Source organism: Blastococcus sp. SYSU D00695, from assembly GCF_054050555.1.
Map to the genome: position 1 here is coordinate 1 of NZ_JBJGZP010000015.1, position 13,090 is coordinate 13,090.

Annotated in this window: 7 protein-coding genes and 1 tRNA gene; 2 read left to right on the forward strand and 6 right to left on the reverse strand. The window is 73.9% G+C overall.

What is annotated here, in order from left to right:
- Positions 1 to 165 precede the first annotated feature (165 nt).
- Together ACI781_RS11600 and ACI781_RS11605 are read right to left on the reverse strand one after the other, a co-directional pair.
- On the reverse strand, positions 166 to 1,515 hold the full coding sequence (locus ACI781_RS11600) for an ABC transporter substrate-binding protein (RefSeq protein WP_456566253.1): 1,350 nt from the start codon (positions 1,513 to 1,515) through the stop codon (positions 166 to 168).
- A 184-nt stretch (positions 1,516 to 1,699) separates the two neighbouring features.
- Positions 1,700 to 2,296, reverse strand: a complete 597-nt coding sequence (locus ACI781_RS11605) for an ANTAR domain-containing response regulator (protein WP_456566254.1) — start codon at positions 2,294 to 2,296, stop codon at positions 1,700 to 1,702.
- 84 nt (positions 2,297 to 2,380) lie between these two features.
- On the opposite strand from ACI781_RS11605, the gene ACI781_RS11610 reads away from it, so the two are divergent.
- Positions 2,381 to 2,454, forward strand: a tRNA-Leu gene (locus ACI781_RS11610).
- A 109-nt stretch (positions 2,455 to 2,563) separates the two neighbouring features.
- Entirely contained in the window at positions 2,564 to 4,300 is a 1,737-nt protein-coding gene (locus ACI781_RS11615) for a pyridoxal phosphate-dependent decarboxylase family protein (protein ID WP_456566255.1), read from the forward strand.
- Positions 4,301 to 4,346: 46 nt separating this feature from the next.
- Here ACI781_RS11615 and ACI781_RS11620 read toward each other — a convergent pair whose 3' ends face one another.
- The 4 genes from ACI781_RS11620 to gltB all read right to left on the reverse strand — a co-directional run bounded on the left by ACI781_RS11620 (position 4,347) and on the right by gltB (position 12,998).
- Entirely contained in the window at positions 4,347 to 5,228 is an 882-nt protein-coding gene (locus ACI781_RS11620) for an acyl-CoA thioesterase (protein WP_456566256.1), read from the reverse strand.
- Positions 5,225 to 6,640, reverse strand: coding sequence for a pyruvate kinase (gene pyk / locus ACI781_RS11625; RefSeq protein WP_456566257.1), 1,416 nt, complete (start codon positions 6,638 to 6,640; stop codon positions 5,225 to 5,227). Before pyk ends, ACI781_RS11620 begins: the two co-directional genes overlap by 4 nt.
- 107 nt (positions 6,641 to 6,747) lie before the next feature.
- Positions 6,748 to 8,238, reverse strand: a complete 1,491-nt coding sequence (locus tag ACI781_RS11630; RefSeq protein WP_456566258.1) for a glutamate synthase subunit beta — start codon at positions 8,236 to 8,238, stop codon at positions 6,748 to 6,750.
- A gap of 110 nt (positions 8,239 to 8,348) precedes the next feature.
- Positions 8,349 to 12,998, reverse strand: coding sequence for a glutamate synthase large subunit (gene gltB, locus ACI781_RS11635; RefSeq protein WP_456566259.1), 4,650 nt, complete (start codon positions 12,996 to 12,998; stop codon positions 8,349 to 8,351).
- Positions 12,999 to 13,090: the final 92 nt, after the last annotated feature.

Genomic DNA, 13,090 nt, shown 5'->3' on the forward strand with positions numbered 1-13,090 from the left:
GCGGCGCGCCGGGGCGGGGGCGGCGGCGCCGCGGGGGCGGGGGGGGGGGGGGGGGGGGGGGGGGGGGGGGGGGGGGGGGGGGGGGGGGGGGGGGGGGGGGGGGGGGGGGGGGGGGGGGGGGGGGCCGCCCCCCCCCCCCCCCCCCCCCCCCCCGCGGCCGGGAGGTCACTCGCCCGCCGGGCCGATGCCCTGGGCGTTGAGCTCCTGGATGATGCGAGCCGACTCCTGGAACCCGATCACGATGATGCCGTCCGGGGCGAACTCCACCATCTGCCCGACCTCGGAGTCGTACGAGGAGGCGTTCGGGTCGTAGGTGATCTGCAGGATGTCGTCCTCGGCCAGCCCGCCCTCGACGAGGTTCTTCGACACGTTCTCGGCCAGGCCGGTGCCGTAGGCGTCGTTCAGGTTGAGGATCCCGACCCGGGAGTTGCCGTCGGCGAGCACGAGCTCCGCCAGCGGGACCGCCTGCAGCAGGTCCGGGGGCGCGGTGCGGAAGTACAGCCCCTGGTCGTTGTAGCCGGTGAACTGGTCGGACGTGTTGGCCGGCGAGATCTGCATGACGCCGGCGTTCACGATCTTGTCGATCACGTTCAGGCTCACCTGGGAGGACGCGGCGCCGACGATCGCGCTCACGTTCGCCGCCAGCATCCGGTCGACGCTGGTGTTCGCGGTGTCGGTGGACGCGTCGCCCGAGTCGGTCTGGATGAGCTGCACGGGCTGGCCGAAGACGCCCCCCGCCTCGTTGATGTCGCTGATGGCCAGGTTCGCCGCGGCGATCTCGGGCGGGCCGAGGTAGGCGAGGGAACCGGTCTGCGGCAGCAGCGTGCCGATGATCAGCGGGGCACCCCCGGTGACGGGGGCGACCGGGGCGGGGCCCGGGTCGCTGTCGGCGTTCGCCTCGTCCCCGGCGATCTGGAACTCGGTCAGCGAGTCGTCGATCTTGTTGTCCTCGCCGAAGGTCTGGATGCCGAAGCTCGCCACCGCCGGCTCACCGGGCGGGGCGAACTCCAGCGGCCCGGACGCTCCGTCGTAGTCGACGTCGCCGCCGTTGTTGAGGATCTCCAGGCACGCGGCGAAGTCGGTGCAGGTCTCGCCGCCGGAGGTGAGGGCGTTGACGTACGGCGCGAACGCCGTCGCCTCCGGGCTCCCGGCCGACTGCGCGGCCAGGGCGATGAGGACGACGGCGTCGTAGGTCTCACCGGCGTAGTTGTAGAGGTTCTCGAGGTTCGGGTCGACCTCGTCCAGTCGGGCCTTGAAGTCCCCGCTCAGGTCGGTCAGCGGGAGCGTCCCCTGCATGCCGGCGAGGTCGCCCGGGGTGTTGAACTGGTCGCCGAGCGAGGTGCCGGTGTTGCCGTCGGAGCCGTAGATGTTGACGCCGCCGCTGGAGGCGTTGTCGCCACCGCCGCTGCCGGAGTCGTTGCCGTCGTTGTCGTCGTCGCCACCGCCGCACGCGGCCAGCGCGATCAGGGCGACGCTGGCCACGGCGATGCCGCGGGCGTTCCTGCCGATGCCCATCGATGAACTCCCAGGGTCGTGCGTCGTACGTGAGGCCCGCGTGGACGGCACTCGTCCGCCCGGGGGCCGCTGAGTGGAGCGAACGTAACCGGTGTCACGTTCCAGCCCGAGAGTCGTCGACCGACCGTGATGAGGTCGTGATCTATCGTGTTGCGCCCGAGTGGCCGCCCCCCGGGCCCCCGCGTCAGGCCGGGGAGCCCTCGTCCACGGCCTCGTCGAGGATCCGCTGCGCGAGCGCCTTCATCGACGTCCGCTCGTTCATCGCCGTGCGCTGGATCGAGCGGAACGCCTCGGCCTCCGTGATGCCCTGCCGGGCCATGAGCACGCCCTTGGCCCGCTCCACGAGCTTGCGCGCCTCCAGCCGCTCCTCCAGCGTGCGGACCTCCCCGTCGAGGGCGGCGAGCTCGGCGAACCGGGCGCGGGCCACCTCGACGGCCGGGACCAGGTCGTTCTTCGAGAACGGCTTCACCAGGTAGGCCATGGCCCCCGCGTCCCGGGCCCGTTCCACGAGCTCGCGCTGGCTGAACGCCGTCAGCACGATCACCGGGGCCACGCGGTCGGCGGCGATCTGCTCGGCCGCGGACAGCCCGTCGAGCACCGGCATCTGGATGTCCAGGATGACCAGGTCGGGGGCCAGCTCGCGTGCGCGGTCGACGGCCTGCTGCCCGTCCCCCACCTCGGCCACGACGTGGTACCCCTCCTCCTCGAGCATCTCCTTGAGATCGAGGCGGATGAGGGCCTCGTCCTCGGCGATGAGGACGCGGATCGGCTCGCTGCTCACGGCCGCCGAGCCTAGCGATGCGGGGGCCTGCGGGCCTGCCCGTTAGGCTGCCGCTACCGCCGCCGTCCCTGTGGGCTCCGGCACGCCCCCGTACCCCAATCGGCAGAGGGAGCGGATTCAAAACCCGCGCAGTGTGCGTTCGAGTCGCACCGGGGGCACCCCGTGACCGGTCGGCCTCCGGCCGGCACCGCGGCCTCGTGCCGTCCCCGTGCTCGCGCCCGGTGGTGCCGCGCGGGGCGGGGCGGGCCGCGCGCATACGGTGGGGACGTGAGCGAGCCTGCGCCGGAGCCGACTGCCCCGCACATGACCCCCGAGGAGTTCCGGCGGCACGGCCACGAGGTGGTCGACTGGATCGCCGACTACTGGACCCGGCTCCCCGGCCTGCCGGTGCGCTCCCCCGCCGCCCCGGGTGACGTGCGCGCCGCGCTGCCCGACGCGCCGCCCGAGCGGGGCGGACCGGTGTCGGCCGTCCTCGCCGACCTGGACCGGGTCGTCGTCCCCGGGCTGACCCACTGGCAGCACCCCGGCTTCTTCGGGTACTTCCCGGCCAACACCTCGGGCCCCTCGGTCCTGGGCGACCTCGTGTCCGCCGGCCTGGGCGTGCAGGGCATGTCCTGGGTGACCAGCCCTGCGGCCACCGAGCTCGAGCAGCACGTCCTGGACTGGTTCGCCGAGCTGCTGGACCTGCCGGCGTCGTTCCGCTCGACCGGGACCGGCGGCGGCGTCGTGCAGGACTCCAGCTCCGGGGGCAACCTCGTGGCGCTGCTCGCCGCGCTGCACCGCGCCAGCGGCGGGGCGACCGTCCGGCACGGGGTCGTGCCCGAGGAGTACACCGTCTACGTCTCGGCCGAGACGCACTCCTCCATGGAGAAGGCCGTGCGGATCGCCGGCCTGGGCAGCGACGCCGTCCGGGTCGTCGAGGTCGACGAGGACCTCGCGATGCGCCCCGCGGCGCTGGCCGCCCGCCTCGAGCGCGACGTCGCGCGCGGGCTCACGCCGGTGCTCGTCTGCGCGACCGTGGGGACGACGTCCACCACGGCGATCGACCCGCTGGCCGAGCTCGGCCCGATCTGCCAGCGCTTCGGCGTGTGGCTGCACGTCGACGCCGCCTACGCCGGGGTCAGCGGCCTGGTGCCCGAGCTGCGCCCGCTGCAGGACGGCGTGGAGTGGGCCGACAGCTACACCACCGACGCGCACAAGTGGCTGCTCACCGGCTTCGACGCCACGCTCTTCTGGACCGCCGACCGCAGCGCCCTGACCGGCGCGCTGGCCATCCTCCCCGAGTACCTGCGCAACGCGGCCACCGACGCCGGTGCGGTGGTGGACTACCGCGACTGGCAGGTGCCGCTGGGCCGCCGGTTCCGGGCGCTGAAGCTGTGGTTCGTCCTCCGCTGGTACGGCGCCGAGGGGCTGCGGGCCCACATCCGGTCCGGCGTCGCCCTGGCGCAGGAGCTGGCCGCGCGCGCCGACGCCGACGAGCGGTTCGACGTCCTCACGCCGCACCCGCTGTCGCTGGTGTGCCTGCGGCCGCGGTGGGCCGACGACGTCGACGCCGACGTCGCCACGATAACCCTGCTCGAGCGGCTCAACGACGGCGGCGAGGTGTTCCTGACCCACACCACCGTGCGCGGGCGGGTGGTCCTGCGCGTCGCCGTGGGCGCACCGGCGACCACCCGCGCCCACGTCGAGCGGGCCTGGCAGCTGCTCGGCGAGAACCACGACTGGCTGGCGCGCGACTTCGCCGAACAGGCCGCCGAGCGGGCCCGCGTGGCCGCCGTGCAGCGCGCCGAGGCCGAGCGGCAGGCCGCCGAGCGCGCTGCCGAGCGGGAGCGGGCCGCCGAGCGGGAGCGCGCCGCCGAGCGGGAGCGCGCCGGCGACGACGCGGCCTCCGCCGCCGAGACCCCCGCCGCCGAGACCCCCGCCGCCGAGATCCCCGCCCCCGTCGAGACCCCCGCCGCCCAGGACGAGTCGGCCACCCAGGCCGCCGCGCAGGCCGCCGAGTGACCGCGGGGGTCCGCCGGTCACCGCCCGGCGGACCCCTCGGGACCGGCTACCGGCCCGTCGACCGGATGAGGCCCTCCTGGGCCACCGACGCCACGTGGGTGCCGTCGGCGGACCAGATGTGGCCGAAGTTCAGCCCCCGCGCTCCCGCGGCGACCGGGCTGTCGGTCTCGTAGAGGAACCACTCGTCCGCGCGGACCGGCGCGTGGAACCACACCGCGTGGTCCAGGCTCGCCCCGTGGAAACGGCGGTCGTCCCAGCCGCCCACGCGCGCCAGGGAGGCGCCCAGCAGCGGCAGGTCGGTCACGAACGTGAGCGCCGCGGCGTGCACCGCCGGGTCGTCGGGCAGCCGGCCCGCCACGCGGAACCACGAGAAGGAGCGGGTGTCCTCCCCCGTCTTGGGCACCCGGGCGAACGGGTCGTCCAGGGCGCGCTCGTCGATCGCCTGTCCGAGCAGCTCGACGTGGTCGGCGTCCAGCTTGTCGTTCCGGCGGGCGTACTCGGCCACCGTGGGGATCGCGTCCGGCGGCGGTACCTGGGGCATCGGCAGCGAGTGGGTGACCGCCGCCGGCTCCGGGACGTGGAAGTCCGCGGTCAGCGCGAAGATCGCGACGTCCTCCCCGCGGCGGCGCTGGTGCGCCAGCACCCGGCGGGTGGAGAACGAGCGCCCGTCGCGCAGCCGCTCGACGACGTAGCGGATCTCCTCGTTCGGGTCGCCGGGGCGCAGGAAGTAGGAGTGCAGCGAGTGGACCAGCCGCTCCCCCGAGGTGGTCTGCTCCGCGGCGAGCAGCGCCTGGCCGGCCACCTGGCCACCGAAGATCCGCTGGCGGGTGGTGCGCGGCGTCAGGCCCACGTACACGTCCGGCTCGCGCTCCTCCAGCGCCAGGACCTGCAGGAGCGCGGCGACGTCGTCCCGTTCCGGTGCGCTCACGAGTCCGTACCGACCTCGTGCACGCGGATCAGGTTCGTCGACCCCACCGTGTTCGGCGGGCTGCCCGCCACGACCACCACCCGGTCACCCTCCTTGAGTCTCCCGATCGCCAGCAGCGAGAAGTCGACCTGCCGGACCATGTCGTCGGTGTGCTGCACCGCGGGCACCAGGAAGGTCTCCACGCCCCACGACAGGGCCAGCTGGCTGCGCACCCGCGCGTCGACGGTGAAGGCCAGCAGCGGCTGGCGCGGGTGCAGCGCCGCGAGCCGCCGGGCGGTCTCGCCGGTCTGGGTGAACGTGGCCAGCGCCTTGACGCCGAGGGTCTCGCTGATGTCGCGGGCGGCGCGCACGATCGCCCCGGCCCGCGACCGGGAGACCCGCACGAGCTCCGGCGCGCGCACCGAGTCGCTCTCGACGGCGTCGATGATGCGGTCCATCGTGCGCACGGCGGCGATCGGGTGCCGGCCGACCGAGGTCTCACCCGACAGCATGACGGCGTCGGCGCCGTCGAGGACGGCGTTGGCCACGTCGGAGGCCTCGGCCCGGGTGGGCCGCGAGTTGGCGATCATCGACTCGAGCATCTGCGTGGCGACGATGACCGGCTTGTTGCGCTCCCGCGCCGCCTGCACCGCCCGCTTCTGCACCAGCGGGACCTGCTCAAGCGGCAGCTCCACGCCGAGGTCCCCGCGGGCGACCATGATCCCGTCGAAGGCCTCGACGATCGCCTCGAGGTCGGCGACCGCCTCGGGCTTCTCCAGCTTCGCGATGACGGGGACGTAGACGTCCTCCTGGCGCATGATGTCGCGCACCAGCTCGACGTCGGACGGCGAGCGGACGAACGACAGAGCGATGAAGTCGACCGACAGGTGCAGGGCGAAGCGCAGGTCCTCGGCGTCCTTCTCCGACAGCGCGGGCACGCTCACCGCGACGCCGGGCAGCGACAGCCCCTTGTTGTTGGAGACCTCGCCGCCCTCGACCACCAGGCACCAGACGTCGGGACCGTCGACCTCGACCACCGACAGGGCCAGCTTGCCGTCGTCGACCAGCAGCCGGTCCCCGACGCGGACGTCGGCGGCCAGGCCCTTGTAGGTGGTGGACACCCGCTCCGCGGTGCCCTCGACGTCCTCGACGGTGATGCAGATGCGGGCGCCGGTCGCCCACTGCGCCGTCCGGTCGGCGAAGGTGCCCAGCCGGATCTTCGGGCCCTGCAGGTCGGCCAGCACCGCCACGGCGTGACCGGTGCGGTCCGACGCCTCGCGCACGACCCGGTAGGCGGCCTCGTGGTCGGCGTGGGACCCGTGGCTGAAGTTGAGCCGGGCGACGTCCATCCCGGCCTCGACGAGGGCGGTGACCTGTTCGATGCTGCTGGTGGCTGGGCCCAGGGTGCAGACGATCTTGGCGCGGCGGGGCATGGACCGAACGCTAGTGCGCGCGCCCGCCGGTCGTGGGACCGGACCCCCGTGTCCGGGCCGCCGGGGACCCGCGCGCTCGCGGCGCGGGTCCCCGGACAGCGTCCCGCTCAGCGCAGGGCGACCGCCGTGGGCGTCACCGGGCGGGGCAGCTCCGACCCGCCGCCGGTGAGCCACGCGTCGACCGCGCCGGCCGCCGAGCGGCCCTCGGCGATGGCCCACACGATCAGCGACTGGCCGCGGCCCATGTCCCCGGCCACGAAGACGCCGGGGACCGAGGACATGAAGTCGCCGTCGCGGGCGACGTCCCCGCGGCCGGTGACCTCGACGCCGAGGCCGTCGACGAGACCCTCGCGCTGGGCCCCGGTGAAGCCCATGGCGAGGAACACCAGGTCGGCGGGCAGCTCGCGCTCGGTGCCCTCGACCTTCTGGAACCGGCCGTCGACCCGCTCCACGTCGTGCAGGACCAGCGCGCGGACGTTGCCGTCCTCGTCGCCCACGAAGCGCTCGGTGTTCACGCTGTACAGCCGGTCACCGCCCTCCTCGTGGGCGCTGGAGACCCGCATGACCATGGGGTAGGTCGGCCAGGGGTTGTCCTGGGCGCGGCTGCCGGGGGGCGCCGGCATGATCTCCAGCTGCGTCACCGAAGCCGCGCCCTGGCGGTGCGCCGTCCCCAGGCAGTCGGCGCCGGTGTCGCCGCCGCCGATGATCACGACGTGCTTGCCGTGCGCGTCGATCGGCGGGGAGTCCAGCTCGCCGAGCGCCTGCCGGTTGCCGAACGGCAGGTACTCCATGGCCAGGTGGATGCCGGCCAGCTCGCGGCCCGGCGCGGGCAGGTCGCGGCCGACGGTCGCGCCGCCGGCGAGGACGACGGCGTCGAAGTCCCCGCGCAGCTGCTCGACGGTCAGGTCGTCCGGTCCGCTGCCGCCGACGTCGACGCCGGTGACGAAGCGGGTGCCCTCGGCGCGCATCTGGTCCAGCCGCCGGTCCAGGACGGCCTTCTCCATCTTGAACTCGGGGATGCCGTAGCGGAGCAGCCCGCCGATGCGGTCGGCCCGCTCGAACACGGTCACCTCGTGCCCGGCGCGGGTCAGCTGCTGGGCGGCGGCCAGGCCCGCCGGCCCGGAGCCGACCACGGCGACCCGCTTGCCGGTGCGCTCCTGGGCCGGCTGCGGGACGACCAGGTCGCGCTGGAACGCCTGGTCGATGATCTCCCACTCGATCTGCTTGATCGTGACCGGCGACTCCTGCAGGTTCAGCACGCAGGAGCCCTCGCACGGCGCCGGGCACAGCTTCCCGGTGAACTCCGGGAAGTTGTTCGTGGCGTGCAGCCGCTCGATCGCCTCGCCCCAGTCGTCGCGGCGGGCCAGGTCGTTCCACTCGGGGATGAGGTTCCCCAGCGGGCAGCCGTGGTGGCAGAACGGGATGCCGCAGTCCATGCAGCGGGCCGCCTGCTGACGCAGCGCGGCGACCGGGAAGACCTCGTCCTCGCCCGACGCGCGGGAGAGGTAGACGTCCTTCCAGTCGAGGATGCGCACGTCGACGGGCCGGCGCGGCGGCAGGCTGCGGTCGTACTTGAGGAATCCCGTGGAGTCAGCCATGGGTGCTCTCCGTCCAGTCCGCGACGAGATCGGGGATCCGGTCGCCATGAGGAGCTGATGCCGCCGAGATCGCCGATCTCGGCGGGATGGGGAGGGAGGGACGGCGGGGGTCAGCCACGAGCCGCCTCCATGACCGCGCGGTCGACGTCGGTCCCGGCGGCCTCGGCGAGCCGGCGGGCGTCCAGGGCGCGCCGGTAGTCCCGCGGCATGATCACGCTGAACTGGCCCGACCAGCGACCCCAGTCGGCCAGCAGCGCGGCGGCCACCGGCGAGTGGGTGTGCGCCTGGTACCGGACCAGCACCTCGCGCAGCCACGCCGCCGACGCACCGTCCAGCGGGTCGACGTCGACCATGTCCGGGTTGACCCGGTGCCGGGCCAGGTCGAGCACGTAGGCGACGCCGCCGGACATGCCCGCGGCGACGTTGCGCCCGGTCGGGCCGAGGATGACCGCGGACCCGCCGGTCATGTACTCCAGCGCGTGGTCGCCGACCCCCTCGACCACGGCCAGCGCGCCTGAGTTGCGCACGCAGAACCGCTCGCCGACCCGGCCGCGCAGGAAGATCTCCCCCGCGGTCGCGCCGTAGCCGATGACGTTGCCGGCGATGACGTTGTCCTCGGCGGCGAAGGTCGCCTCCCGCGCGGGGCGGACGACGATGCGGCCACCGGACAGGCCCTTGCCGACGTAGTCGTTGGCGTCGCCCAGCAGCCGCATGGTGATGCCGCGGGGCACGAACGCGCCGAAGGACTGGCCGGCCGACCCGGTGAAGGTCAGGTCGATCGTGCCGTCGGGGAGCCCCTCGCCACCGAAGCGGCGGGTGACCATCGAGCCCAGCATCGTGCCGACGGTGCGGTTGACGTTGCGCACCGGCAGCTCCAGGCGCACCGGCCGCGCGTCGAGCAGCGCCCCCTCGCACAGCTGGACCAGCGTCTGGTCCAGCGCGACGTCCAGCCCGTGGTCCTGACCGCGGACCCGGCGCCGCGCCGCGCCCTCGGGCAGCTCCGGGACGGCGAGCAGCTTGGACAGGTCCAGGCCCTGCGCCTTCCAGTGGCCGACGGCCCTGCGGGTGTCGAGGACCTCGGCGTGCCCGATCGCCTCGTCGAGGCTGCGGAAGCCCAGCTCGGCCAGGTAGCGGCGCACCTCCTCGGCGATGAACTCGAAGAAGGTGACGACGAACTCCGGCCGCCCGGTGAACCGCTTGCGCAGCTCCGGGTTCTGGGTGGCGACGCCGACCGGGCAGGTGTCCAGGTGGCAGACGCGCATCATCACGCAGCCGGAGACGACCAGCGGCGCCGTCGCGAAGCCGAACTCCTCGGCCCCCAGCAGCGCGCCGATGACGACGTCGCGGCCGGTCTTCAGCTGGCCGTCGACCTGCACGGTGATCCGGTCGCGCAGCCCGTTGGCCAGCAGCGTCTGCTGGGTCTCGGCCAGCCCGAGCTCCCACGGGGAGCCGGCGTGCTTGAGCGAGGTCAGCGGCGCGGCGCCGGTGCCGCCGTCGTGCCCGGAGATGAGGACGACGTCCGAGTGCGCCTTGCTGACCCCGGCCGCGACCGTGCCGACCCCGACCTCGGCGACCAGCTTGACGTGGATCCGCGCCTGGTCGTTGGCGTTCTTGAGGTCGTGGATGAGCTGCTTGAGGTCCTCGATCGAGTAGATGTCGTGGTGCGGCGGCGGGCTGATCAGCCCGACGCCGGGCGTGGAGTGCCGGGTCCGCGCCACCCACGGGTACACCTTCTGGCCGGGCAGCTGCCCGCCCTCACCGGGCTTGGCGCCCTGGGCCATCTTGATCTGGATGTCGTCGGCGTTGACCAGGTACTCGCTGGTCACCCCGAAGCGGCCGCTGGCCACCTGCTTGATGGCCGAGCGGCGCAGGTCGCCGTTCGGGTCCGGGGTGAACCGGTCGGGGTCCTCGCCGCCCTCCCCGGTGTTGGACTTGCCGCCCAGCCGGTTCATGGCGATGGCGAGGGTCTCGTGCGCCTCCTGGGAGATGGAGCCGTAGCTCATCGCCCCGGTCTGGAAGCGCTTCACGATCTCGCTGACCGGCTCGACCTCCTCCAGCGGCACCGGCGGCCGGACGCCGGTGCGCAGCTCGAACAGCCCGCGCAGGGTCGCCGCGTCCCGGGAGAGCCGGTCGACCTGCTCGGTGTAGCGCTGGAAGACCTCGTACTGCCGCGAGCGGGTGGCGTGCTGGAGCAGGAACACCGTCTCGGGGTTGAACAGGTGCACCTCGCCCTCGCGGCGCCACTGGTACTCGCCGCCGGTCTCCAGCCGGCGGTGGGCCCGCTCGGCCGGGTTGCTCGGGTAGGCCCGCCGGTGCCGCATGGCGACCTCCTCGGCGAGCACGTCGAGGCCCACGCCGCCCAGCGGGCAGGAGGTGCCGGTGAAGTACTCGTCGACGAGGTCCTCGGCGAGGCCGACGGCCTCGAAGATCTGCGCCATCGTGTAGGAGCCGACGGTGCTGATGCCCATCTTGCTCATGACCTTGAGGACGCCCTTGCCGAGCGCCTTGACCATGTTGCGGTTGGCCTGGGCGGGCTCGATGCCGGTGAGCGAGCCGTCGCGGATCAGGTCCTCGATCGACTCGAACGCCAGGTAGGGGTTGACCGCGGCGGCGCCGTAGCCCAGCAGCAGCGCGACGTGGTGCACCTCGCGGCAGTCGCCGGACTCGACGACGAGACCGACCTCCATGCGGGTCCGCTCGCGCACCAGGTGGTGGTGCACGGCCGCGGTCATGAGCAGCGACGGGATGGGCGCACGCTTCTCGTCGCAGTCCCGGTCCGACAGCACGATGATCCGGGCACCGGCCGCGATCGCCTTGCTGGCCTTGGTGCGCAGCTCCTCGACCGCCTGCGCCAGCGCCGCCCCGCCGCCGTCGACGTCGAAGTGCCCGGTGATCCGCACGGCCGCGTAGCCGGGCAGGTCGCCGTCGTCGTCGATGTGCAGGATCTTGGCGAGCTCGTCGTTGTCGATCACCGGGAACGGCAGGAACACCTGCCGGCAGGACGCCGGGGTGGCCCGCAGCAGGTTCTGCTCCGGGCCGAAGGTGCGGCCCAGGCTGGTGACCAGCTCCTCGCGGATGGCGTCCAGCGGCGGGTTGGTCACCTGCGCGAACAGCTGGCCGAAGTAGTCGTAGAGCAGCCGGGAGCGGTCCGACAGCGCCGCCACCGGGGTGTCGGTGCCCATCGAGCCGATCGGCTCCGCGCCCGAGGACGCCATCGGGGTGAGCAGGACCCGCAGGTCCTCCTCGGTGTACCCGAACAGCTGCTGGCGGCGGACGACGGACTCGTGGCTGGGCCGCGCGCGCCGCCGCTCGGGCAGCTGCGGGAGGTGCACGAGGCCGGCGTGCAGCCAGTCGTCGTAGGGGTGCTCGGCGGCCAGGGCGCTCTTGACCTCCTCGTCGGAGACGATCCGCCCGGCGGCGGTGTCGACGAGGAACATGCGTCCCGGCTGCAGCCGGCCCTTGGCGACGACGTCGGCGTCGGGGATCTCCAGGACGCCGACCTCGCTGGCCAGGACCACCCAGTCGTCCTTGGTGTGCCACCAGCGGCCCGGGCGCAGGCCGTTGCGGTCGAGGACCGCCCCGATCAGCGTGCCGTCGGTGAAGGCGACCGCGGCCGGCCCGTCCCACGGCTCCATGATCGAGGAGTGGAACCGGTAGAAGGCCCGGCGGGCCGGGTCCATCTCGTCGTGCTTCTCCCACGCCTCCGGGATCATCATCAGCACCGCGTGCGGCAGGGACCGCCCCGACAGGTGCAGCAGCTCCAGCACCTCGTCGAAGGTGGCCGAGTCGCTGAAGTCGCTGCCGGTGAGCGGGAAGACCCGGTCCAGCCCGAGCTCGGCGGCCGGGCCGGCCGGGCCGTCGAAGACCTCGGTCTCGATCTTGGCCTCGCGGGCCCGCATCCGGTTGCGGTTGCCCTTGATCGTGTTGATCTCGCCGTTGTGGGCGATGAGCCGGAACGGGTGGGCCAGCGGCCAGCTCGGGAAGGTGTTGGTGGAGAACCGGCTGTGCACCAGCGCGATCGCCGACTCGTAGCGCTCGTCGCGCAGGTCGGGGAAGAACGCCGGCAGCTGGTCGGTGGTGAGCATGCCCTTGTAGGTGATGGTGCGCGCCGACAGCGACACCACGTACAGGCTGCTGCCGGCCTCCCGGGCCTCCCGCTCGGCGCGCTTGCGCAGCACGAACGCGCGCCGCTCCAGCCGGGTGACGCCGTGGTGGACGGCGTTGCCCCCGAAGGCGGTCGCGTCGGCCCGGGCCCCCATGGTCTCGGCGACGAACACCTGGGCGAAGTGCGGCATGACCGCGCGGGCCGTGGGGCCGAGGTCGGCCCCCTCGGGGTCGACCGGCACGTCGCGCCAGCCGAGGACGGTCAGGCCCTCCTCGGCGGCGATGCGGGCCACGTCCTCGACGCGGGCGGCGCGCTCGGCCGGGTCGACGGGCAGGAACGCGATGCCGACGGCGTACTCCCCGACCGGCGGCAGGTCGAAGCCGACGTCGGCCCGCAGCAGCCCGTCGGGCACCTGGGTGAGGATCCCGGCGCCGTCGCCGCTGTTGGGCTCGGAGCCGGCGGCCCCGCGGTGGTCGAGGTTGTGCAGCGCGGTGAGGCCCGCCGCGACGATCGCGCGGCTCCGCCGGCCGCGGACGTCGGCGACGAAGGCGACCCCGCAGGAGTCGGTGTCGTTCGCCGGGTCGTACAGCCCGGCGGCCGGCGGGACGGCCGAGAAGGGGACGGCGGTGGGGGTGGGTGGGGTGGACCCGGTCATGTCACTCCCGTCGTCGGCTGCTTCGCGCGCGCTCGCGGGAGGAGGCACGCAGCGGGGCGCGGTGGCCCGGCCGGTCGTGGTCAGGGGGGCGG